This window comes from Streptomyces sp. NPDC033131, assembly GCF_055578365.1.
Map to the genome: position 1 here is coordinate 18,900 of NZ_JBVIPA010000028.1, position 23,786 is coordinate 42,685.

19 protein-coding genes are annotated in these 23,786 nt (G+C 70.5%); 3 read left to right on the forward strand and 16 right to left on the reverse strand.

Going from position 1 to position 23,786, the window contains the following annotated elements:
* Window positions 1-73: 73 nt before the first annotated feature.
* From ACZ5XS_RS30050 to ACZ5XS_RS30065, 4 genes are all read right to left on the reverse strand, one after another.
* On the reverse strand, window positions 74-1,813 hold the full coding sequence (locus ACZ5XS_RS30050; protein ID WP_468656549.1) for an LCP family protein: 1,740 nt from the start codon (window positions 1,811-1,813) through the stop codon (window positions 74-76).
* Between the two features lie 16 nt (window positions 1,814-1,829).
* The gene (gene nadD / locus ACZ5XS_RS30055) at window positions 1,830-2,540 is read right to left on the reverse strand and encodes a nicotinate-nucleotide adenylyltransferase (protein WP_468656551.1); all 711 of its coding nucleotides are present in this window, start codon (window positions 2,538-2,540) and stop codon (window positions 1,830-1,832) included.
* A 79-nt stretch (window positions 2,541-2,619) separates the two neighbouring features.
* Window positions 2,620-2,784: a hypothetical protein gene (locus tag ACZ5XS_RS30060; RefSeq protein WP_217239932.1), complete on the reverse strand. Its 165-nt coding sequence runs from the start codon at window positions 2,782-2,784 to the stop codon at window positions 2,620-2,622.
* Window positions 2,785-2,893: 109 nt separating this feature from the next.
* A complete protein-coding gene (locus tag ACZ5XS_RS30065; protein ID WP_468656710.1) occupies window positions 2,894-3,091 on the reverse strand; it encodes a hypothetical protein in 198 nt (65 codons plus the stop codon).
* Window positions 3,092-3,171: 80 nt separating this feature from the next.
* Here ACZ5XS_RS30065 and ACZ5XS_RS30070 point away from each other — a divergent pair, with 80 nt between their 5' ends.
* The gene (locus tag ACZ5XS_RS30070; RefSeq protein WP_468656553.1) at window positions 3,172-4,317 is read left to right on the forward strand and encodes a M48 family metallopeptidase; all 1,146 of its coding nucleotides are present in this window, start codon (window positions 3,172-3,174) and stop codon (window positions 4,315-4,317) included.
* Between the two features lie 90 nt (window positions 4,318-4,407).
* Here ACZ5XS_RS30070 and ACZ5XS_RS30075 read toward each other — a convergent pair whose 3' ends face one another.
* The 5 genes from ACZ5XS_RS30075 to proB form a co-directional block, all read right to left on the reverse strand.
* A complete protein-coding gene (locus ACZ5XS_RS30075) occupies window positions 4,408-5,478 on the reverse strand; it encodes an SCO2583 family membrane protein (protein WP_468656555.1) in 1,071 nt (356 codons plus the stop codon).
* 99 nt (window positions 5,479-5,577) lie between these two features.
* Entirely contained in the window at window positions 5,578-6,150 is a 573-nt protein-coding gene (locus ACZ5XS_RS30080; RefSeq protein ID WP_468656557.1) for an SCO2584 family spore wall biosynthesis protein, read from the reverse strand.
* 144 nt (window positions 6,151-6,294) lie between these two features.
* Window positions 6,295-7,581, reverse strand: a complete 1,287-nt coding sequence (locus ACZ5XS_RS30085; protein WP_468656559.1) for a glutamate-5-semialdehyde dehydrogenase — start codon at window positions 7,579-7,581, stop codon at window positions 6,295-6,297.
* 61 nt (window positions 7,582-7,642) lie between these two features.
* A complete protein-coding gene (locus ACZ5XS_RS30090; protein ID WP_468656702.1) occupies window positions 7,643-8,104 on the reverse strand; it encodes a hypothetical protein in 462 nt (153 codons plus the stop codon).
* A gap of 317 nt (window positions 8,105-8,421) precedes the next feature.
* Window positions 8,422-9,528, reverse strand: a complete 1,107-nt coding sequence (gene proB, locus ACZ5XS_RS30095) for a glutamate 5-kinase (RefSeq protein ID WP_468656561.1) — start codon at window positions 9,526-9,528, stop codon at window positions 8,422-8,424.
* A 228-nt stretch (window positions 9,529-9,756) separates the two neighbouring features.
* On the opposite strand from proB, the gene ACZ5XS_RS30100 reads away from it, so the two are divergent.
* The gene (locus tag ACZ5XS_RS30100) at window positions 9,757-11,163 is read left to right on the forward strand and encodes a polysaccharide pyruvyl transferase family protein (protein WP_468656563.1); all 1,407 of its coding nucleotides are present in this window, start codon (window positions 9,757-9,759) and stop codon (window positions 11,161-11,163) included.
* Between the two features lie 135 nt (window positions 11,164-11,298).
* Window positions 11,299-13,419, forward strand: coding sequence for a hypothetical protein (locus ACZ5XS_RS30105; protein ID WP_468656704.1), 2,121 nt, complete (start codon window positions 11,299-11,301; stop codon window positions 13,417-13,419).
* Window positions 13,420-13,432: 13 nt separating this feature from the next.
* Here ACZ5XS_RS30105 and ACZ5XS_RS30110 read toward each other — a convergent pair whose 3' ends face one another.
* The 7 genes from ACZ5XS_RS30110 to rpmA all read right to left on the reverse strand — a co-directional run bounded on the left by ACZ5XS_RS30110 (window position 13,433) and on the right by rpmA (window position 23,785).
* The gene (locus tag ACZ5XS_RS30110; RefSeq protein WP_468656565.1) at window positions 13,433-14,656 is read right to left on the reverse strand and encodes a glycosyltransferase family 2 protein; all 1,224 of its coding nucleotides are present in this window, start codon (window positions 14,654-14,656) and stop codon (window positions 13,433-13,435) included.
* A 226-nt stretch (window positions 14,657-14,882) separates the two neighbouring features.
* Complete coding sequence (locus ACZ5XS_RS30115) at window positions 14,883-16,994, reverse strand: hypothetical protein (RefSeq protein WP_468656706.1); 2,112 nt, start codon at window positions 16,992-16,994, stop codon at window positions 14,883-14,885.
* Between the two features lie 191 nt (window positions 16,995-17,185).
* Complete coding sequence (locus tag ACZ5XS_RS30120; RefSeq protein WP_468656567.1) at window positions 17,186-18,685, reverse strand: SDR family NAD(P)-dependent oxidoreductase; 1,500 nt, start codon at window positions 18,683-18,685, stop codon at window positions 17,186-17,188.
* Window positions 18,686-18,868: 183 nt separating this feature from the next.
* A complete protein-coding gene (locus ACZ5XS_RS30125; RefSeq protein ID WP_468656569.1) occupies window positions 18,869-20,059 on the reverse strand; it encodes a hypothetical protein in 1,191 nt (396 codons plus the stop codon).
* A gap of 113 nt (window positions 20,060-20,172) precedes the next feature.
* Complete coding sequence (locus ACZ5XS_RS30130) at window positions 20,173-21,723, reverse strand: alkaline phosphatase D family protein (RefSeq protein ID WP_468656570.1); 1,551 nt, start codon at window positions 21,721-21,723, stop codon at window positions 20,173-20,175.
* 256 nt (window positions 21,724-21,979) lie between these two features.
* Window positions 21,980-23,416: a GTPase ObgE gene (gene obgE / locus ACZ5XS_RS30135; protein ID WP_468656572.1), complete on the reverse strand. Its 1,437-nt coding sequence runs from the start codon at window positions 23,414-23,416 to the stop codon at window positions 21,980-21,982.
* 114 nt (window positions 23,417-23,530) lie between these two features.
* On the reverse strand, window positions 23,531-23,785 hold the full coding sequence (gene rpmA, locus ACZ5XS_RS30140; RefSeq protein ID WP_217239943.1) for a 50S ribosomal protein L27: 255 nt from the start codon (window positions 23,783-23,785) through the stop codon (window positions 23,531-23,533).
* Window position 23,786: the final 1 nt, after the last annotated feature.

Sequence of the window (23,786 nt, forward strand, 5' to 3'; positions counted from 1 at the left end):
CAAGGGTCTCACGGACCGCCGGGGCCGCCCCACGCGATCAGCGGATCACGTGGGGCGGCCCAGACCGGTTCGGTCAGGAGGAGCCCGGCTCGTAGTCCTGGCCGAGGACCACGGCCACGTTCGCGCTCCCGGAGACCTTGCCCTTGGTGACGGAGCCGTCGTCCAGACCCAGGGTCTTGGCGACCTCGGTGGCGTTCTCCTTGTCGGCGGCATCGGCGTAGACGACCTTGGACGTGGCCCGGGCCGAGGAGGCCGTGCCGCCTTCCAGGAAGCTGAAGCCGCCGTTGAGGAGGACCACGCGGGCCTTCTCGGTGTTGTCCTTGACGCCGGTGGCGTTCTGGACGGAGACGCTGACCGCGGCGTCCTTGTCGGGGCTCTTCGCGGTACCGCCGAGCACGTCCTTGACGACGCTGTCGCTCGCCGCCGCGCTCAGGGTGCCGTCGGTCTGCACGGGTAGCAGCGCGGTCTTGTAGTCGCCGCCCTTGGCCCGGTCGGCGAGCTTGGCGAGGAAGGTGCCGAGGTCCTTGTCGGTGAGCGACGGGTCGAGGATCTGCGCCAGTGTCTGCACGGTGGTCGTCGCGGCCGTGGGGTCGGAGGACAGCTTGCGCAGCACACTCTGCATGACCTGGCCGAACCGCTCCAGCTGGGCGTTCTGGGCCTCGCCGGAGGCGCGGTAGGTGGCGTAGGCGACGGCCGTCTTGCCGCTGAGCGTCTGGGCCTTCCCCTTCTTCACCAGGGGCGCCTCGCCCTTCTTGGCCTCCGGGTCGGGCACGTCGGTGTTGGTGTCGACCTCGATGTTGCCGACCAGGTCGACCAGGTTCTGCAGGTAGGGGGTGTCGAGGCGCCAGGTGCCCTCGATGTCGGTGCCGAGGACACCGTCGAGGGAGTCGCGGGTACCGGAGGAGCCGTCGTCCTCGACCGACTTGGCGAGGGTGGTCGTGGACCCGTCGTCGTCGGTGAGGACGAGGGAGTTGGGCAGCAGGACGGTGGTCCCCTGCTTGGTGGTGGTGTTGTCGACGAACAGCGCCGTGGACGTGCCGCCCTGGGCGGTGTTGTGCAGGTGGACGACGATCACGTCGCGGTTCTGGGCCCCGACGGCGGTGGCCGTGCCGGTCTTGGTGTCCGGGGAGGAGGACAGTCCGGGCAGCTTCCCGGCGTACCAGAGGTAGCCGGCGCCGCCGACCGCGACCAGCGCCAGCACCACCACGAGGGCGACGAGACGGCTGCGGGCGCGGCGCTTGGCCTCCTCGCGGCGCTCGGTGCGGTTCTCGGTGAAGTTCAGCCAGTCGATGACGTCCTCGGAGTCGCCGTCGGGCTCCTCGACGAAGGCGAACTGCTCGGTGTGGAACTCCCGTTCGCCGTCGGGCCGGTGGACCTCGTCGGCGCCGGAGTGGTGGCGCCGCCCAGCGGCGTCCGCTTCCGCGGCCGGACCGGCCTGCTGGGGGATGTAGGCGGTCTGTTCGGCGACGCGGGGCTGCTGACCGCTGGTGGCGGTCTGGCCGTAGGGGTCGTACGACGGCGCCGGCCCGCCCTGCTGGACACCGGTGCCGTAGGGGTCGTACGGCGGCGGTACGGGTGCCTGGCGGCCGGTGCCGTACGGGTCGTACGCGGGGGCCGGGTGCTGCCCGCCCGAGGCGTACGGGTCGTAGCCGTAGCCCTGCTGCTGCGCGTACGGGTCGTACGGCTGCTGGGGGGCCTGCTGTTGCTGCGGCAGGACCGGCCGGTACATCGGCCGGCCGTACTCGTCGTAGCCGACGAGCTCGTACCGGTCGTCGTGGTTGCCGCCGTGTCCCGCGTCGTATCGGTCGTTCACCGGTGCCCCTCTCGGCTCACTCGCCGCGGTACAGCTCGCGCTTGTCGATGTAACGCACGACTCCGTCCGGCACCAGATACCAGACGGGGTCGCCCTTGGCGACTCTCGCCCGGCAGTCGGTGGAGGAGATGGCGAGGGCGGGGACCTCGACGAGCGAGACTCCGCCCTCCGGGAGGCCGGAGTCGGACAGGACATGGCCCGGCCGGGTGACCCCGATGAAGTGCGCGAGGGAGAACAGTTCTTCGGCGTCCCGCCAGGTCAGGATCTGGCCGAGGGCGTCGGCGCCGGTGATGAAGAAGAGGTCGGTGTCGGGGTTGAGCGCGCGCAGGTCGCGCAGGGTGTCCGCGGTGTAGGTGGCGCCGCCGCGGTCGATGTCGATGCGGCTGACCGAGAACTGGGGGTTCTCGGCGGTCGCGATCACCGTCATCAGGTAGCGGTCCTCGGCCGGGGAGACCTTGCGGTGGCTCTTCTGCCACGGCTGGCCGGTCGGCACGAACACCACCTCGTCCAGGTGGAACTGCGCGGCGACCTCGCTGGCAGCCACGAGGTGCCCGTGATGGATCGGGTCGAACGTTCCGCCCATGACACCGAGACGGCGTTTGCCGGAGCCCGACGGTCCGTTGCCGAGGGCGCTCGACGGACGGTTGCCGACACCGTTCACCGGGCGGTCTTCCGTGCCGTTCGGCGTGTCGTTCGCCGGACCGGTAGGCATGTCCTGCTCTCCCATGCGTGCAGACCCTACCGGCCCAGCCTGAGGGCGCCGGTCGGAGGATGCCCGGAGTGCCCTGCTATGGGCGCCGGGTGCCTCAGCGGTCGCGGTTGAAACGGGTGGTGATCCACAGCAGAAGCATCAGGATGAGAAAGGCGGCGCCGCCGGTCACCAGCGGGTCGAGGCTCTCGTGGTTGCCACCGTGCTCTTCGCCCTCGGCGGCGAGGGTGACCAACTGGGCAGCGGTGCTGTGGAAGCTCATCTTCGGCAGGACCTATCCGGTGTGGGCGGAGTAAAGACGTCGGCCCATGGTAAGCGGGCGGTCCGACGCCGATCACGCCGACTCCGCCATTGGGAACCTTCACCCCGGCTCACTCGTCTTTCCGCTTGTACCCCCGCAGCAGGAACCACGCGGTCAGCACACAGCCCAGCGCCATCACGATCAGTACGACCCGGAGCAGATTCCCGGCCCCTTGCTGCTCGGCGGCGTACGCGGCCTGGGCGAACCAGGCGGCCCGGGGGTTGTGCTCCATGGCGCGGAACTCCTTCTCGCTGTAGTGCCCGTCCACGGTAACTCCGCCTAGGCTGGGCTCTGCTTCGGGGGCGCAAAGGACCGCACAAAGGTCCGCAAAGGGCCACTCACACGCACATGGGGGAAGACATGTCCGACGGCCACCAGCAGAACGGGCACGAGAACGTGCCGAGCAGGCAGCGCAGGCGCTTCCCGGGAATCTCCTCCCGTGCGTACGAGCACCCGGCCGACCGCTCCGCCCTGGTGGCGCTGCGCAAGCTGAGCGGCTTCGACACGGTCTTCAAAGCGCTCAGCGGTCTGCTGCCCGAGCGCAGCCTCAGGCTGCTGTTCCTCTCCGACTCGGTGCGTGTCTCCGACCAGCAGTTCGCGCACCTCAACGACATGCTGCGGGACGCCTGTTACATCCTGGACCTGGAGAAGGTCCCGCCGATGTACGTCAACCAGGACCCGCAGCCCAACGCGATGTGCATCGGCCTGGACGAGCCGATCATCGTCGTCACCACGGGCCTGGTCGAACTGCTCGACGAGGAGGAGATGCGGGCGGTGGTCGGGCACGAGGTGGGGCACGCCCTGTCCGGCCACTCGGTCTACCGCACCATCCTGCTGTTCCTGACCAGCCTCGCCCTCAAGGTGGCCTGGATCCCGCTCGGCAACCTGGCGATCATGGGGATCGTGACCGCGCTGCGCGAGTGGTTCCGCAAGTCGGAGCTGTCCGCCGACCGCGCGGGCCTCCTGGTCGGCCAGGACCTCACGGCCTCGATGCGTGGCCTGATGAAGCTGGCCGGCGGCAACCACCTGCACGAGATGAACGTGGACGCGTTCCTGCAGCAGGCCGAGGAGTACGAGGCCGGCGGCGACCTGCGCGACTCCGTGCTGAAGATCCTGAACGTGCTGCCCCGCTCCCATCCCTTCACCACGATCCGGGCCGCCGAGCTGAAGAAGTGGTCCGAGTCCCGGGACCACCAGCGGATCATGGACGGCCACTACCCGCGGCGCAGCGAGGACAAGGACACCTCGGTCTCGGACTCCTTCCGGGAGTCGGCGTCGCATTACGCCACGCACGTCAAGACCTCCAGGGACCCGCTGATGAAGCTGGTCAGCGACCTCGCCGGCGGGGCCGGGGACCTGGGCGGAAGGGTGCGGCGCGGCTTCGGCGGCTTCGCGAGTTCGGCACCGCAGGACCAGCCGCCGACGGACCCGACGGACAGGCCGGGCCCGGCGAACGGGAGCGGGACGGACACACCCCCCAGGGACGACGTCTGACCGAGGGTTCATCGCAGCCGACGGGACCACGGAGGCCACCGGAAGGCCCGTCGGCTGCTCACACCCTCAGGCCATCCGCCCCGGCTTTGCTCACACCTTCGGCTGCGCGTTCGTCGCCAGCGACCCGCACAGCGCCGTGGCGCCGCCCGTCGCGTAGGGGTCCGTGCCGGCCGGTCCGCCTTCCTTGGCGGTCTGGCCCGCGAGCAGCGGGCGCAGGTGGCCGGTGGAGTCCTCGGCGCAGGACAGGGGCCCGGCCTGGACGTAGGAGACGACGAGCTGGGCCGTGTGCAGGCGCAGGTCCTCCGTGTCGAAGCGGAAGTGCAGCTCGCGGCGGACGGTGAACAAGGACGCCTCGGCCTTGTCGCCGGTGCCGGGGGGCCGTAGCGCGTACACGAAGGTGTGGTCCGCGGTGACCTCGAGTGTGGACGAGTCGGTCTCGGCGGCCTGGAGAGTGCCCTGAACCCGGATTTTGCGGTCGGCCAGCTCGGCGCGGGACGGGTCGAAGCGCACCAGCCATCCGGTGGGAGCGTGCCGTCCGTCGGCCGCGGGGCGGTCGAAACTCTCGTCGAACTGGTCGAGTTGGTCCGTGTCGAGCAGGACGCGCACGGGACGGACCTGTTCGCCGGTGAGGACCTCCGGGTAGAGCGAGGACCGGACGATGTAGTCCTTGGCGGTGGTCAGCGCGGCGACCACCTGGCTGTCCGAGAAGTGCGCGGTACGCCGGGAGGCGGGCAGCGGTATCCCCTCGGCACCGATGCGGTACTGGGCGGCGGGGCTGTGCTCGTACAGGTACGCGGGGTCGGTGTGCCCGGGCACCTTGCCCTCGGGGGCGAGCGGGATGACGGTCATCCGCAGGGGCTCGACGGGCTGCCGGGCGGCGGGTGCCTGGTAGGGGTGCCGTACACCCATGTAGACGGCGGTGCCGAAGGCGACGGCGATCAGCAGGACCAGCACCAGCGCCTGCCGGGACAGGCCGCGGCGCAGCGGGGGCCGACGGCGTACCGCGGGGGCGTGGTCGGCGATGCGCTCCTGCGCGGAGAACTCCTGGAGGCGGGCAGCCCTCACGAACGACTCGTCGAAGACGACGGATCGGTATTCGTCCTCTCCACCTCCGGGGCCGCCCTCGGGTGCCCCCTCAGGTGGGTTTCCAGGCCCTCCCATATCTTCAGAGTAGGTCGCCGGGCGCTCGGGTAAACGCCTCGCTGCGCGCCAACTTCTGACAGGTTCTCACCAGGACCGGCGACGGGCCCCTGACCCGCGTCAGGGCGTGCGCGGCACCGCGGAGACGGCCGGCTGGGAGTAGTCGGCGGAGGCGGAGGGCGCCGCCGCGCTGCCCTGTTCCAGGCCGGTCGAGGCGGGCGGCTGAACCGGTTCCCCGCCTGAGGAGGCGCTGCGGTAGACCGCCGCGAAGGCGAGCGCGACCATGCCGATCCCCATGACGAGGGCGAGGATCCAGGCGACGGGGCGGTGCCAGCGGGCCGGCTTGCCGTACGTACCGGTGCCGTGGCGGCCTTCGAGGATGTCGGCGTCGTCCAGGTCGTCGAGTTCCGGGTCATGGCCGTAGCGGGTCGGGCCGTCGTGGCCGTACCCGTCCTCGTAGCGCTCGCCCCTGCCGAGGGCTGCCCGGCGGGCCTCGGCCTCGGAGGCCTCCGCTCTGGCCTGCGCGGCGGCCAGGAGGCGCTCGACGGCGGTCGGCTCGTGCACCACGGCCGCCCGCACGAAGGCCTCGTCGAAGACCACGGAGGCGAACTCTTCGTCCGACACTCCGCGGTCGTGGTCGTCGTCGGGCTCCCAGCCGTCAGGGAACGGCGTGCCCCCCACGTCCTCCGGCACGGATCCAGAGTAGACCGGGGGGATCAATTTGGGCAGACGGTATGGAAATTCATCCGGTTGATCAGACGTCTCTTCCGCGCACGGCACGGGCGCCCGACGTGTGTGCCGGGCGCCCGTGCCGTGTCGGGCGCCTGGTCGTGCGCCTCAGCGCCGTACGTGCCCGTCGCCGGTGACGATGTACTTCGTGCTGGTCAGCTCGGGCAGACCCATCGGGCCGCGGGCGTGCAGCTTCTGCGTGGAGATGCCGATCTCGGCGCCGAAGCCGAACTGGCCGCCGTCGGTGAACCGGGTGGAGGCGTTGACCGCGACCGTGGTGGAGTCGACCAGCTGGGTGAAGCGGCGGGCGGCCTGCTGCGAGGTCGTGACGATGGCCTCGGTGTGGCCGGACGTCCACAGGCGGATGTGTTCGACGGCCCGGTCCAGGGAGTCGACGACGGCCGCCGCGATGTCGTGGGAGAGGTACTCGGTCTCCCAGTCCTCCGGCGTGGCCTCGACGACGGTGGCCTTGGAGTCCTTGGCGTACGCCAGCACCCGCTCGTCGGCGTGCACGGTCACTCCGGCCGCCGCGAGGGCGTCCAGGGCCCGCGGCAGGAAGCGGGGGGCGATGTCCTGGTGGACGAGGAGCGTCTCGGCGGCGTTGCAGACGCTGACGCGGTGCGCCTTGGAGTTGATCAGGATGTCGATCGCCATGTCGAGGTCGGCGTTCGCGTCGACGTAGACATGGCAGTTGCCGGTGCCGGTCTCGATGACCGGGACGATCGACTCGGCGACGACGGTCTGGATGAGGGAGGCGCCGCCGCGCGGGATGAGCACGTCGACCAGGCCGCGGGCCCGCATCAGCTCGCGCACACTCTCGCGGCTGTCGCCGGGCACCAGCTGCACGGCGTCGGCGGGCAGCCCGGCCCCGCCCACGGCGTCGCGCAGCACCCGCACGAGCGCGCTGTTCGACTCGTACGCGGAGCCCGAGCCGCGCAGCAGGACCGCGTTGCCGGACTTCAGGCAGAGGGCTGCGGCATCGACCGTCACGTTCGGGCGGGCCTCGTAGATGATGCCGACGACGCCGAGCGGGACGCGGACCTGGCGCAGGTCGATGCCGTTGGGCAGGGTGGAGCCGCGGACGATCTCGCCGACCGGGTCGGGCAGCGCCACGACGTCCCGCACGTCGGAGGCGATGGCCCGCACGCGCTCCGGCGTCAGCGTCAGCCGGTCGATGACGGCCTCGCTGGTGCCGGCCTCGCGGGCCTTGGCGATGTCCTTGGCGTTGGCCTCGACGATCTCGCTCGTACGGACCTCCAGCGCGTCCGCGATGGCGAGCAGCGCGTCGTCCTTGTCGGCCCGCGGCAGCGGCGCGAGGTCGGCGGCGGCGGCCTTGGCGCGGTAGGCGGCCTGGGTGACCGGGGACATCGAGTCGTACGGCGAAAGCGTGGTCATAAGGGAAGCGTAGTGCGCCGGGCGGGCGCGTCCACCGCGCATTCCACACCGCGAGACGGGGTCAAAAGGGGTGAACCCCGACCGGTGTCGCCGGGGCCGGTCCGAACCCCTCGGCGATGCGCAGGTGGTACGTCTCACGGTCGATGACCTCAAGGCCGACTATCTCCCAGGGCGGGAGTTTGGCGGTCTGGCGGTGCTCGCCCCACAGCCGCAGGGCGACGGCGGCCGCGTCGTGCAGGTCGCGGGCCTCTTCCCAGTAGCGGATCTCCGCGTGGTCGTTGGCGTACCGGCTGGTCAGCAGGAAGGGGTGGTCGTGGGCCAGCTGTTCGAGGCCGCGCCGCACCTCCTTCAGCGGGGCCTCCTTGCCGGAGACGCTGAGGGTGACGTGCCACAGGCGTGGCAGGTCCTCCGGCTCCTCGTAGCGGTCGCCGGCCGCGACGCTCGTCAGGGCGCGCTCCTCGCCGACCGCGCGCGAGGAGGCACCGCCGGTATCCCCGCGGGCCGCCGACGCCCCAGGGCGCACTCGTCTCACGACGGCCTCCTTTACCCCATCCATGGCCGAGCAGTGCTCGTGCTCGTGGTCCTGCGGAACGTGTCCCTGGGACAAAGTTGAGCAGGCCGGGGGCGTCCGCGTGGCGGTTTTGCGGAACGTCCACCTGAGGGCGACGGGCTTGTCAGGGCGTTCACCCCGTTTTCGGGTACGGCGACCCCGTTTTCGGACGCGACGCCCAAGTTTTCGGGTGCGATGGCCACGTTTCCGCATGCGATGTCCGCGTTTCCGGGTGCGACGGCCCCGTGTCGGGGTGTGACGCCTCCCCTTCGGGTGCGGCAGCCCGGTTCTCAGGGGTGCAGGATCACCAGGTCGTCCCGGTGCACGACCTCGCGCTCGTACGCCGGCCCCAGCTCCCGGGCGAGTTCCCTGGTGGAGCGGCCGATCAGCCGGGGGATCTCCTTGGCGTCGAAGTTGACCAGTCCGCGGGCCACCGCGTGCCCCTCGCCGTCCCGCAGTTCGACGGGGTCGCCCGCGGTGAACTCGCCCTCGACGGAGGCGATCCCGGCCGGCAGCAGCGACTTGCGCCGGTCCACGACGGCCCGTACCGCCCCGTCGTCCAGGGTCAGCGAGCCCTGCGGGGTGGACGCGTGCTGGAGCCACAGCATCCGGTCGGCGGAGCGCTTGTCGGCGGGGTGGAAGTAGGTGCCGGTGTCGCCGCCGGACAGCGCGTCGGCGGCGTGGACGGTGCTGGTGAGCACGACGGGGATGCCGGCGGCGGCCGCGATCCGGGCCGCCTCGACCTTGGTGACCATGCCGCCGGTGCCGACGCCCGCCTTGCCGGCGCTGCCGATGTCCACCCCGGAGAGGTCGGCGGGCCTGAGCACCTCCGCGATCCGCGAGGTGCCCGGCTTGCTGGGGTCGCCGTCGTACACGCCGTCGATGTCGGACAGCAGCACCAGCAGATCGGCGTGGACGAGGTGGGCGACGAGCGCGGCGAGCCGGTCGTTGTCCCCGAAGCGGATCTCGTCGGTGGCGACGGTGTCGTTCTCGTTGACGATCGGGAGCGCGCCCATGGCGATCAGCTTGTCGAGGGTGCGGGAGGCGTTGCGGTGGTGGGCACGCCGGCTCATGTCGTCGGAGGTCAGCAGCACCTGGCCGACGCGCACGCCGTAGCGGGCGAAGGAGGCGGTGTAGCGGGCGACGAGCAACCCCTGGCCGACGCTGGCGGCGGCCTGCTGGCGGGCCAGGTCCCTGGGACGGCGGCGCAGCCCCAGCGGGGCCAGACCTGCGGCGATGGCGCCGGAGGAGACGAGGACGATCTCCTTCTCACCGCCACTGCGGCTCTTGGCGAGGACGTCGACGAGCGCGTCGACCCGGTCGGCGTCCAGGCCGCCCGAGGCGGTGGTCAGCGACGAGGAACCCACCTTGACGACGATCCTGCGGGCCTCGCTCACAGCCTGCCTTGCCCCTGCCACCTTGCGTTCCGTCCCCTCGCACCTCGGCTGCTGCGCAATCTACGCGAACGGGGGCGGGCGGCGCGCGTCGGTCCAGCCCCCGGGACGGTGTCCCGCGCCACCACCCACGTCACTGTTTGCTCCCGCCGCTCACGCTTCGCATACGGCAAAAAGGTTGTGCCGGTTGCTTATAGAAATTAAAGTCTGGCAAAACTTACAGTGAAGATTGTGTCGCACAATGTTCGCCGCTCGAAGCGGATACTCCTGAGGTCGGGCAAGAGCCCCTACGATGTCGTCCCCGTCGAGGAGGCCCTGGACCAGGACGTCATCGCCACCAACTCCGGCAACCTGATCTTCAGTGACGCCACCCACAAGATTCTCGAGGTCCCGGGGACCGAGGTCGTCTCCAACGGGATCAGGACCGAGGTGGCCGCGGCCGGAAGGATCAACGAGGAGTTCGACGCCTTCGTCGTCCCGCTGGCGAACGCCTTCCGGCCGTCGTTCGAGACGCAGTTGAAGCGGCTGACCCGGCTGATCGGCAAGCTGCGGATCCCGGTCGTGGTGGTCGGCGTCGGTGCGCAGTCCGGGCTCGACTACAACCCGGCACGGCTGAAGGCCATGGAGCCGTCGGTGCGCGAGTTCGTCTCCGCGGTGCTCGACCGCAGCGCCTCGATCGGGGTGCGGGGCGAGTTCACCGAGAAGTACCTGAAGGACATGGGATTCCGGGACGTCGAGGTGATCGGCTGTCCGTCACTGTTCCTCTACGGCAAGGAACTCGCCGTGCAGAAGCGGGTGCCGGCGCTGACCGCCGACTCCCGCGTCGCGGTCAACGGTTCGCACAACGCGGTGCAGAAGCAGGGCCTGGACCGGATCATCCGCCGTGCCCACGAGCGCTATCCGCACCTGCGCTTCATCGGCCAGAACATCAGCGACGCACGGCAGTTGCACTGGCGGGACCTGTCCGACGCGAACGGCCGGGTGACGTCGATGCCGACGCATCCCGACCACCCGATGTACAGGGAGGGCAAGGTCCGGGTCTACGTCGACCCCGTCACCTGGGTCGACGACCTGCGCGCCTTCGACTTCTCCTTCGGCTCCCGCATCCACGGCAACATCGCCGCCCTGCTGGCGGGCACGCCCGCGACCGTGCTGTGCGGTGACTCGCGGACGCTGGAGCTGTGCCGCTACTTCGAGATCCCGCACCGCCTCATCAACAAGCTGCCCGCCGACCTGGACCCGGCGCGGCTGTACGAGGAGGCCGACTTCACGGGTCTGGTCAGCGGCCACCACGAGCGCTTCGAGCGGTTCACCGAGTTCCTCGACCGCAACGGCCTGCAGAACACCTTCACGCACGGCGACGGCGGCACCGCCTTCGACGACCGCATGCGCTCGCTGTCCTTCCCGGCCGGCATCCGCCCCTGGAACGACTCGGACCTCACCTCGCTCACCACGCGCTTCGGCTGGCTGCACAGCCGTATCGACGAACTCGCCAAGGACAACGACACGTTGAAGCGGGAGCTGGCGCGGGCCCGGTCGGGGGCGACGGCGACCGGAGCCCAGACATCGGTGTACCGGCGGGCGCGGCGGATGGTGGGCAGGCCGATCCGGAAGGTGATCGGGTCGGGGCGGGGGTAACGCGCCCCGCGTCACTCCAGGGCTGTCGGACACGTGCGTGTCGTCCGGTGGTCGACGGGCGTTAACCCGGGCGCACGACGTCCTGCGCCGAACCTTGGAGTGACCGCAGTGTCTGAACCCCTCCCCCGCCGCCGCATGGCGAGGCTCCGGCTTCGCCGGGCGACGGCGGAACGCCCCCGTCGGCTCGCCGGGCTGTTCCGCGCCCGGTTGACGACCCCGACCGGGCTCCTCCTCCGCCGGCACGCGCCCCGCGCGCTGCTCACCGCCCTGTTCGCGGCCGCCTTCACCGTCCAGGCCGTCGGGGCGCTCCTTCCCCACCTTCCGCTGCTGCTCGTCGCGACCGTCGCCTCGGTGGCGGCGGAGGGCGCGCTGCACCGGTGGCAGCGTGGCATGGTGACGGTGCTCGCCAAGTCGCACGCCGACCTCACCGTCCGGCACGTGCTGCGCGACCTGCTGCTGGTCTTCGGTCTGCTGCGGCTGGGCGAGCAGAACCGGGAGACGGTCTACGCCCCGCTCGTCGCCGGCCTGCTCGCCTTCTACACGCTGCACTGCGCGATCCAGGCGCTCTCCGTCCTGGTCCGCCGCACCCGCACCCTGCCGGTGGTCACCCGCAACATCGACGCCTCCGCGCTGCGTCTGTCCCCGGCCCCGCCCGTCCTGCTGCGCCGCCCCGGCCACCGCCTGCTGGTCTTCGGACTGCCGTCCACGGCGGGCCTGCTGGCCACGGTGGCCACCGACGACCTGCGCTGCGCGGCCCTGGGGATCGCCCTGTCCCTCGGGCTCGCGGTGATGGGCCTGTTCGACCTTCTGGTACGGCTGCTGCCGAGCCGCCGTCCGGTGGGCGAGCAGGAGGCGGTCGACTGGTTCGACGCATGGCTGGCCGAGTACCGGCCGACCATCGGCCTCTACTTCTCCGGCGGCGCCTCCTCGGCGTACCAGGCGAACATGTGGCTGGAGCCGCTCGCGCAGCTGGAGGGCCGTCCGCTGATCGTGCTGCGGGAACGCTTCATGGTGCAGAAGATCGCCGCGACCGACGTGCCGATCGTCTGCCTGCCGAAGGTGTCCACACTGATGCGCCTGGAGCAGTCCACGCTCCAGGTCCTCGTGCACCCCTCCAACTCCGGCAAGACCTCCCAGGTCCTGCGCATCCCCACCCTCAAGCACACCTTCGTCAACCACGGCGAGAGCGACAAGCTGTCCTCGTGCAACCCGTACGCGAAGGCGTACGACGAGGTGTGGGTGGCCGGTCCGGCGGCGCGCGAGCGCTACGCGCTGGCCGAGGTCGGCGTCGAGGACAAGGACGTGGTGGAGATCGGCCGCCCGCAGCTGGACGCCGTACGGCCGTACGCGGGCCCGCCGACGGGGCCGTACGTCACCGTCCTGTACGCGCCCACCTGGGAGGGCTGGGACGGCAACCCCGGCAACACGTCGGTGATCCAGGCCGGCGAGAACCTCGTCCGGGCGCTGCTGGCCGATCCGGGCGTACGGCTGCTGTACAAGCCGCACCCGCTGACGGGATCCGTGGATCCGCGTGCCGGGGAGGCGGACCTGCGCATCCGTGAGCTGGTCCGGGCGGCGAACCGGGAGCGGACCGGCGCCCGGCCCGTCGACGACGGCGAACTGGCCCGTCGTACGAGGGAGTTGGACGCCCTCATCTCGACCGACTGCCGGTCCGCCGCCGACCAGGTCGAGCGGATGCTGCTGCAGTCCACGCCCGAGCCGGGGCGGGCCGAGGCGGTGGCGCGGGCGACGGAGGCCTGGGAGGAGGCGTACTGGGCCTCGCTGCCGGAGTGGGAGCACCAGGTCGTGACGGACGTCAGGCCCGCGCTGTACGCCTGCTTCAACCGCGCCGATCTGCTGGTCAGTGACGTGTCGAGCGTGGTCAGCGACTTCCTGGCGAGCGGAAAGCCGTACGCGGTGGCCAACACCGGCGGGCTGCCGGAGGAGACGTTCCGCGAGGCCTTCCCGACGGTACGGGCGGCGACCGTGCTGGCGCCGGACGCGGGTGGGGTGCCGGGGCTGCTGGCGGCCGTACGGCATCCGGAGAAGGACGAACTGGCCGAGGCCCGCGCCGAGTTGAAGCGGCACCTGCTGGGACCGGACGAGCCGTCCTCACAGGTGCTCTTCAACAAGGCCGCCCGGGAGCTGTGCGCGGCGGCGCGGCGGCACCAGGTGCGGATGGCGGCCCGGCTGGCGTCGGAGCTTCCGGGGCAGCGGCACGAGACCGTCGCCGAGCCCGCCACACCGTCCGCGTGACCTGCCCGGGGAATCAGGCCGCCGCGGCCCGCCCGCCCGGCGCGCCGTCCCGGGCCGGCAGTACCTGCCGCACCTTGCGTGCCGCCCGTCGCACGAACCTGTCGACGGTGCCCTCGCGATAGCCCGGGAAGGTGCGCGCCTCCCGGGCGTCGGCGAGGTAGACCGAGTCGGGTATGCCGGCCGAGAGGTCGCGGAAGTGGGGGTAGGCGAGGTAGAGGCGGCGGCCCTTCTTCTCCAGGACGGCCGACGCCTCCTTCTTCGCCCGCACGAACTCCACGACCTCCTTGAGGAGGTCGGGCCGCCCGGTGGCGACCAGGTGCAGCCGCAGCCGCTCGTGGACTCTGAGACGGCGGGCCACGTTCTCGTTCCAGTAGGCGTCCATCAGCGGCTTCGCCAGTTCGAACTTGTGCCGCCGGACCTCTTCGCCGTCCTTGAGGTACCGGGGGCCGAACTGCGGCAGCAGCGTGACGAGGAAGGGCCGGACCATGAGCACGTCCCGCTTCGGGCCCGGCGGGAGCATGTCGGCGATCAGCGTCATCAGGGCCCGCGCGGAGTCGAAGCGCAGGGCGTAACCGCCGCTCTTCGTCACGTGCTTGCCGTCCTCCCGGCCCACCAGGTAATAGCAGGTGTGGTCGGCGACCACGGAGACGCCGTCCGCGCGCAGATAGGCCTCCAGCGTGAACAGGGCGTCCTCGCCGGTCCACAGGGACTCGTCGAAGCGCATGCCGTGACGTTCCAGCAGGCTGCGGCGGAACAGCTTCTGCGCGCTGAGGGTGAACTTGATGTTGGAGGAGAAGACGTCGGTGCGCCCCACCGAGCTGCCCCACATCGACTTCGGCGCGGACCGGTTGACGCCCTCGACCTTGCCGAGGACGACGTCCGTGCCGTTCTCGTCGGCCATGGCGACCATGCTCCGCAGGGCCTCGGGGCCGAGCCGGTCGTCGGCGTCGAGGAAGAAGACGTACCGCCCGGCGGCCTTGCCGAGGCCGACGTTGCGCGGGCCGCTGGGGCCGCCGGAGTTGTCCTGCCGGATCACCGTGACCGGCATGGCCGCGCGGGCCGCGAACTCCTCCAGGTACTCCCCGGTCCCGTCCCTCGAACCGTCGTCGACCGCGATGACCTCGATGCGTTCCGGGCCGATGGTCTGGGCCTCCACGGACGCGAGGCAGTCGACCAGGTACGGCATCGCTTCGTACGCCCCGATGATCACGCTCACATCAGGCTGCGTCACGGTCACACTTCCCCCTATGCACAGAACATTTCCCCCGTATCGCCTCATTGGCTACTTGATAGACGGGCGGCCTCGGCAAGCGGTTGCCTCGGCATCACCGTTTCGTGAGCCAGTTCACAGGCACCGGTCCCCGCACCGACGCACACACCAGGGCATACGCGAAAGGGCCCGGTTTTCGAGGATCACTCCCTCGAAAACCGGGCCCTTTCGGCAAGGGCGCGTCAGCGCACGGTCACGCCGTCAGACCGTCCGCCTCGCCGGCCGGCGCGGTGCCCGGCGCGGGCACCGCGTTCGCCAGCTCCGCCTCGGCCTCCGCGGCCTCCGCCGCTCCGGTCGCCGCCCGTTCCTGGCCGGCGTTGCGCGTCTCGGCCTTGATCGCGAGCTTGGCCACCGCGGTGTTGAACTGCTCGATGGACGTCGGCTCGTCCGGACCCAGCAGGTACTGCTTCAGCTCGCTGCGGTCCGCGGCCAGCGGGTCGGCCGCGGGGTCGCGGACCGCGTCGAGCAGCGCACCCAGCTCGGCCGCGCTGTTGGACAGGATCACCGCGGCGCGTACGGCGGTGTTCTGCCGCTTGAACTCCTCCACCCCGAGCTCGGCGGAGTCCGTGACCGCGTACGGCTTGCCGCTCGCGATGAAGTCGGAGACGACGCTGGAGATGTCGGAGACCATCGCGTCGGAGACGTTGAAGCAGTCGTACAGGCGCGGCTCGGCGCCCGTGACCACCCGGTGCTCCCAGCCGGGGAAGGAACGCCAGTACGCGTCGTTCCACTCGCCCCGCAGCCGGGCGATCTCCTCGTGCTTCTTGACGTCGACCAGGCCGTCGCGGGTGGCCTCGGCCTCGTCGCCCTTCTCGCCGCCGTTGCCGACCAGCGCGGCGATCCGGGCCTCGATCCGGGCCAGTTCCGCCTTGGCCTGCGCCTGGGCCGCGGCGTCGGTCGTGAAGCGCGGGTCGGCGGCGCGCGCGGCGGCGGCCTTCCCGACCAGGGAGGTGATCCGCCGGTGCGCGGCACCGGCCTCGGCGCTGACGGTGCCGGTGAACGGGTGCGGCTTGTACAGGACGCGTACCGGCGGGTCGGCCTTCACCAGCTTCTTCACGATGTTCTCGCCGGCGAGGACGAGCGAGGTGTTGCCCGGGTTGTTGTCCCAGCCCTCCCAGGTGGGCGCGTACAGCACCGTGGGGCAGTGTCCGTCGGCGGCGTCGCCGCCGGAACCCTCCGGCGCGCCCTGCCAGGTCCTGATCGGCGCCAGCTGCGGGCGGCCGACCTCGACGATGTCCTCGTCGCGGACACCGACGTCGGCGATGGCGTAGCGGTCGCGGCCCGCGCGGCCGGCGGTCCACACCTCGTCGTACACCTTGCTGAACGGGTTCACGCTGGCCAGCTTGTCGCTGTCGCCGTGGCCGATGAAGACGTGCTTCATGGTCGGCACGCGCAGCAGGTGGATGTTCTTGCCGACGTTCGCCGCGTACAGCGCGACGCGCACGTTGGACAGGTCCATGTTCATCAGGTGCACCCCTCCGGGCACGCAGACGACGGGGACCGTGGTGGGCGCCAGGTTGGCCAGGATGACCCGCTCGCGCAGGATGATCAGCGGCTTGGAGTCCAGCTGCTCCATGGTCTCCAGCCACATGTTGACCTGGTACACCGAGTCCTTGGAGCCGGAGAAGTACAGCACCGTCTCCGGCCGGTACTCGCGCAGCCAGTCGTCGACCGCTGCCAGCACCTTCTCGGCGGTGGGCGGGATCTTCCGGCCGCGGACGTACGGCAGCAGCGCCGCGACGTACAGGGAGCCGAGGACCAGGGTGACGCCGATGCCGATGAAACCGGCGAGGGCGGAGTCCAGGGCGGCGGAGACGAGTATGCCGATCACGGCCGCAAGGTCGAGGTGGAGCATCTTCTCGGCCGAGCGGTTCAGCAGGCGCTGCGGCGGGGCGTCCGGGATGCGCACGCGCGAGGCCAGGTCGACGTTGCGGGTGGCGACCGGCATCCGGCGGCGGTTGCGGATCAGGGTGACCAGCGCGCCGTGCGGGGCCTGGAGACCGTAGAACGCGATGAAGCAGGCGGTCGCTCCGTAGAAGACCAGGCCGTCCGAGAGGGAGAGGCGGGCCAGCAGCAGGATCAACAGGAGCTGTCTGATCAGGAAGCGGATCGACAGGCCGGCTCGCACCTTGCTGAGGCGGTTGATGAGATAGCTGCCCTTGCGGTGCAGATAGTGGTCCGCCAGGTACGTCACGGCGGTCGCGGCCGCGAAGGCGGGGACGCTCGGGACGAGCGCGGCCAGCATGAGGGCGGGGTAGCCCAGGATCATGAGGGCCGCCGCGGCCAGCTCTGCCGCGCTGCCCACCCGGGCGACGCGAATAGCGGTGCTTATCACGGAGGAACCTGCTCTTGGAGGGGGGCCGGTTTGTAAAAGTCGAAAAAATCCGGAAAAAATCTTGTGCACGATCCGGGAATTTTACGGATTCAGGCCCCTGCGAATGCTCCGCGAACGGGCAGCCACAGAGGCCTGAATGACAGACGACTAATTGATGTTGATTATGCCACGCCGTCCTGACGATCCAGGACACTGGCCAGCGCCTGCTCGAAACCGGTCGCCTGTCCGGCGGACGCGGTCGGGTCCTGCTGGCGGACGTCGATGACGTGTCCGGTCAGTTCGGACAGCAGCACGTCGAGCGAGGTGCGGGCGACGGCCTCGGAGGAGAGCAGGCTGCCCGCCGGCTCCTGGCCGAAGGCCTTGGTGCGCATCGGCGTGGCGGTGCGCTCCGGATTGACACAGTTGACACGGATGCCGTCGCCGGCCCACTCGTCGGACAGGGCCTGGGTCAGGTTCACCATGGCGGCCTTGGTGGAGGAGTACAGGCTGTACTCGGCGCGACCGCGGGTGTAGCTGCTGGAGGTGTACAGCAGCAGCTGGCCCTTGGTCTCGGAGAGGTACTTGTACGACGAGCGGGCGATCTGCACCGGAGCCAGGTAGTTGACCTTCAGCGCTTCCTCGATGGTCGCGTTGTCGGTCTCGGCCAGCTTGCCGATGCGCAGCACACCGGCGGTGTTGACCACGTAGTCGATGCGCCCGGTCTCGGCGTACGCCTTGGACAGCGCGTCGTCGACCTCCTCCGGGTTCTCGACGTGGGTGCCGGTGGTGGAGCGGCCGAGCGCGTACACCTTGGAGCCGTAGGCCTCGGCGAGTTCGGCGATGTCCTTGCCGATGCCGTAGGAGCCGCCGAAGACGACGACCGTCTTGCCGGTGAGGAGTTCGCGGTAGAGCTCCTCGCTCTTCTGCTCGGGCGTGGCGGTGGAGGCCAGCTGGAAGAGCTTGTCGGCGATGAAGACGTCGACGGGCTGAGTGACCTTCATGTTGTACTCGTCGCCCGCGACGACGTGGATCGGCACGTCCGGCAGGTACTTGAGCACGACCGAGCAGTCGTCCGTGGCCTGGAAGTTGGGGTCGCCGGCGGCGACCTCGTAGGCGCGGCGGATCGTGGACAGCTTGAATGCCTGCGGGGTCTGGCCGCGGCGCAGGCGGGAGCGGTCCGGGATCTCGGTGATGAACTCGCCGTCGTCGCCGTGCGTGCGCGTGACGATGATGGTGTCCGCGGACGGGATGGCGACGTCGACGGCCTGGAAGCGCTCGAGCGCCGTGACGCAGTCGTCGATGACGCGCCGCGACAGCAGGGGGCGCACGGCGTCGTGGAACAGGACGTTCACGTCCTCGCCGTCGGCCAGACCTTCGCCCAGGGCGGCGATGGCGCGCTCGGTGGTCTCGTTCCGGGTGGCGCCACCCTCGATGATCTTCTTGACCTTCTTGAACCCGGCCTTGGCGACGATCTTCTCGATGTCGGGTACGTAGCCCGGTGCCATCAGCACGATGATGTCGTCGATCGAGTCGGCCTTCTCGAAAGTGGTCAGGGTGTGCTCGATGACTGCCTTGCCGGCGATCTTCAGCAGCTGCTTGGGGATCGAAAGACCCACACGCTGGCCGGTGCCACCGGCCAGGATCACTGCGGTGGTACGGGGCTTGGCGGAGTGCTGGGACACAGGTGACCTACCTCGGGACGACAGGGAACGTGGAAATGGTCCCACTTGGGGTTACCGCAGTGCAAGGTGAGCGCCGTCCACCGCATATGTGCGCGCAACCTGTGATTCACCTTGCACTCCTGGTGATAGAGAGACACCTTTCCATGGACTCCAAGGAATTGCTGTGAGTAACTGCACAGGGACTCAGCGGCGCCGAAGCCGCTTCAGGCAGCGGTGCCCGAGCACTCTCACGAGTTCCTTCGAGGACGTCTGGTGAACCGTGCGCGCCTTCGCGGCCGCGGTGTGCCCGACCGGTGCCGCGGCGGCCGCGGCGAGCACGCCGTAGAGCGCCCGGGCCGCCGTCTCGGGCGCGATCAGCGGCTCCGCGGCCGTCTTTCCGGCGGGCTCGGGCACGGCGGACAGCAGGCCCGGATCGCCGAGGACCCGTAGGCCCATGCCGCCGATCCGCTCCGCCACATCGGCGCCGATCCCGGCGGCGGCCTCGACGGCCCACCGAGGCGTGCCGATCTTCACGGTTTCGGGACCGGGAGTGCACGTGTTCTTCATGTGCATCACCGCGCCGTACCGGACGAGCCGCGAATAGAGCTCGTCGGGGAGTCCATTGCCGCGGAATTCCACATTAAGATTCCGCAGCATTTCGGTCTCGGCGAGAGTAAGAGAGCGGTTGGCCGTGTCCGGAACCGGCTTCAGGAGATTCGCGGGCAGTCCGAGGAGCTGCTCGAAGGTGCGCGGCAGGCCGTCCCGGTCGCGGTCGTCGACCACGACCACGGTGACCCGCTCCGGTCCGGCCACCCGGGCCCAGCGTTCCACCAGCCGGTCGTGCCGGTGGCGGCGCCAGAAGCTGGGGTTGGGCTTCTCGTACGGGGCCTTCCTGAGCATGTGCTCCAGCCAGTCCTCGTAGCCCATGCGCAGGCCGTTCTGCACGTACTGCTGCCACTGCGAGGGCATGATCCGCACCAGCGGGCGCAGGGTGATCAGGACGTGCATCCGGTCGCCGCCGAGTTCCCGGACGACCCGGGCGACGGTCTCCTCGTCGGGGGCGTCGGCGAAGAACTCGCTGCTGATCACCGAGGTGCGCCAGCCGGTCGCGTCCACCTGGTCCACCAGGCGCTGCCAGTGCCGCTCGGTGGGCCGGGCGTCGCCCATCATGCCGGGGCGGGCGCAGGCGGCCAGGGCCGCTTCCATGGGGTGCCTGGTGGTGGCCGGGAAGACGACGCCGTGCTCGGGCATCGCGTCCTTCGCCGCGAACAGCGCGCCCTGGATCGCGGTCGTGCCGGTCTTGTGCGGGCCTATGTGCAGCAGCCGGGTGCCGGCGGGCAGCGGGCGGATCCCCGCGTTCACCGGATCGTCGTGTCTCGTACAGTCCGTCTCCATGGTCAGAGGACGGTAAGAGGGCTTCCTGAGACCGCGCTGAGGAAGACCTGGGACGCGGATGAGTCCCAGGCTCCCGTCACACAGGCTTCATGCGGCCTGGTCGCACGGGACTGTCACACCACCCGGACACCGGGCCGGCCCGCGTCGACCCGCAGCCGGGCCAGCGTGCTGGGCGTGGCCTGCGGCTTCAGCACGGTGTCCACGATCCTCACCCGCGCGTCGATGCCGTCGCGGCGGACGTCGAGCAGGTGGTAGCCCCGGCGGGCGTCGAGCAGCTTCCAGTGCGGGTTGTCCGGCAGGCGCGGGTCCCACTGCTGGTGGAAGGCGGCCTGGTCCTGGTCGCCGTTGCTGGAGACGGAGGTGCCGACGAACTCGGCGCCCACGACGGCGGAGTCCGGGTCGGCGAAGTCCTCCTTGAGGTCGCTGATCATCGTCAGGTGACGGTCGCCGGTGAGCACGACCGGGTTGCGCACGTTTGTGAACTCCTTGAGCAACGCGTTGCGTTCGGCCTGGTAGCCGTCCCAGGCGTCGTAGAACCAGAGCTTGCCCTCACCGACCTGGAGGTCGGTCTCGGCCATCATGATCTGGGAGGCGATCAGGTTCCAGCGGGCGGGCGAGTCCCGCAGCCCGTCGAGCAGCCACTGCTTCTGGCCGGCGCCGAGCATGGTCAGCGACGGGTCCTGGGCGCCCGCCTGGCTGGTGGCCTGGTCGCTGCGGAACTGCCGGGTGTCGAGCACGTTGAGCCGGGCCAGCCGCCCGAACTCCAGGCGGCGGTACATCCGGATGTGCGGGCCGTTCGGGACCGCCGTCGCGCGCACCGGCATGTGCTCGTAGTACGCCTGGTAGGCCGCGGTCAGCCGGGCCACGAAGGCGTCGTGGGGCTGCTTGGCCGGGTCCTGCGGGATCTCGCCGGCGAAGTCGTTGTCGACCTCGTGGTCGTCGAAGGTGACTACGAAGGGGGCGTTCGCGTGCATCGCCGCGAGGTCGGGATCGGTGCGGTACTGGGCGTACCGGTTGCGGTACTGGGTGAGGCTGTACGGCTCTCCGGTGCCCTCGTGACGTCGTACGGCCGTCGCCGACGGCGTCGACTCGTAGATGTAGTCGCCGACGAAGAGGACCACGTCGGGATCCTGGGCCAGCATGTCGGCGTACGGCGTGAAGTAACCGTGCTGCCAGTTCTGGCAGGAGGCGAGCGCGATCTTCAGGTTGCCGCCGGAGCTGTGCCGGGCGGGGGCGGTGCGGGTGCGGCCGGTGCGGGAGAGCTGTCCGCCGGTGCGGAAGCGGTACCAGTAGGTGCGGCCCGCCCGCAGTCCCCGTACATCGACGTGAACGCTGTGTCCGTATGCGGGCTGCGCTTGGGCGGTGCCCCGCCGGACGACCCTTGCGAACCGCTCGTCCTCGGCGAGCTCCCACTGCACCGGCACCACCGCGTCGGGCATACCTCCGCCGTTCAGCGGGTCGGGGGCGAGCCGCGTCCACAGCACGACGCCGTCCGGCAGCGGGTCGCCGGACGCCACGCCGAGGCTGAACACGCCCTCGGGCAGCGGCGTTTCGGCCGCCCGGGCGGTGCTCGGCAGCCACAGCTGGGCGGAGGCCGCGGCGCCGAGCACGGCGGCACCGGCGGTCAGAAAGCGGCGTCGGTCGGGCGATACTGCTCCGGTCATCGGGCGAACTCCCCTGCTTCGCTTGTCTCTTCGACAGGGGAAGCTCACGCCCGCGGGCAGTCCGCCCGCTGAACCTCGGGGTTCGCGTGCATGACAAATAGGGAGACAACAGAAGACCCGTTGCGACACGGGAACCACACGAAGAACGCGGGTTGGTCGCAACGGGTCCTGAGGGTCTTACCGGTGACGGCTGTTCAGTGCGCGGACCCCGCCCGGGCCGACGCGGACCGCCGGACGACGCGGTGGCCGGGAGCGGCTAGAACGGCTCGAAGTCGTCGAACTCCTGCGCCGCCTCGTCGTGCTCCGCCTGCTTGTCCCGACGGCGCTGCGCCGCGGGCCGCGGTGCCTCGAAGCGGTGGTCCTCGCCTCGCCGGCCGAGCATCTCGGCGCCCGCCATGACCGTGGGCTCCCAGTCGAAGACGACCGCGTTGTCCTCGGGTCCGATGGCGACACCGTCACCGGATCGGGCTCCCGCCTTCATCAACTCCGCTTCCACACCGAGGCGGTTGAGCCGGTCCGCGAGATAGCCCACGGCCTCGTCGTTGCTGAAGTCGGTCTGCCGCACCCAGCGCTCGGGCTTCTCGCCGCGCACCCGGAACAGGCCGTCCTCCTCGTGCGTCACGGTGAAGCCCGCGTCGTCGACGGCCTTGGGCCGGATGACGATCCGGGTCGCCTCTTCCTTCGGCTTCGCCGCCCGGGCGGCGCCGATCACCTCGGCCAGCGCGAACGACAGCTCCTTCAGCCCCGTGTGCGCCACCGCCGACACCGCGAAGACCCGGTAGCCGCGAGCCTCCAGGTCCGGCCGCACCATCTCGGCGAGGTCCTTGCCGTCCGGGACGTCGATCTTGTTGAGGACGACGATCCGCGGCCGGTTGTCGAGCCCGCCGTACTCCCGCAGCTCCGCCTCGATGATGTCCAGGTCCGACAGCGGATCGCGGTCGGACTCCAGGGTCGCCGTGTCCAGCACGTGCACGAGCACGCTGCAGCGCTCCACATGGCGCAGGAACTCCAGGCCGAGGCCCTTGCCCTGGCTGGCGCCCGGAATGAGGCCCGGTACGTCGGCGACCGTGTAGACGGTCGAGCCGGCCGTGACCACGCCCAGGTTCGGCACCAGGGTGGTGAAGGGGTAGTCCGCGATCTTCGGCTTGGCGGCCGACATCACGGAGATCAGCGAGGACTTTCCGGCGCTCGGGTAGCCGACCAGCGCCACGTCCGCGACGGTCTTCAGCTCCAGGACGATGTCCTGCGCACCCCCCGGCACGCCGAGCAGCGCGAAGCCCGGGGCCTTGCGCCGCGCGGAGGCCAGCGCCGCGTTGCCGAGGCCGCCACGGCCGCCCTGGGCCGCGATGTACGACGTGCCGTGCCCGACCAGGTCGGCGAGCACGTTGCCCACCCTGTCGAGGACGACGGTGCCGTCCGGCACGGGCAGGACGAGGTCCTGACCGTCCTTGCCGGAACGGTTGCCGCCCTCGCCGGGCTTACCGCTCGTGGCCTTGCGGTGCGGGGAGTGGTGGTAGTCGAGCAGCGTGGTCACGGACTGGTCGACGGTCAGGATGACGTCGCCGCCCCGGCCGCCGTTGCCGCCGTCCGGACCGCCGAGCGGCTTGAACTTCTCCCGGTGTACGGAGGCACAGCCGTGACCTCCGCTACCCGCGGCGACGTGCAGCTCGACGCGGTCCACGAAGGTGGTCATGGGGGGTGCCTCCAGCACTTGGGAAATACGTAGGGGTTTGTCTTTGGGGTAACACGCGAAAGGCGGACCCGCTTCCCGTGAGGGAAGTGAGGTCCGCCTCGCGAAAGCTTCCGATCAGGCGACCGGAACGATGTTCACGACCTTGCGGCCACGGTGGGTACCGAACTCCACCGCGCCGGACAGCAGCGCGAACAGCGTGTCGTCGCCGCCACGGCCGACGCCCGCGCCGGGGTGGAAGTGGGTGCCACGCTGGCGGACCAGGATCTCACCCGCGTTGACGACCTGACCGCCGAAGCGCTTCACGCCGAGCCGCTGGGCATTGGAGTCGCGACCGTTCCGGGTGGACGATGCGCCCTTCTTGTGTGCCATG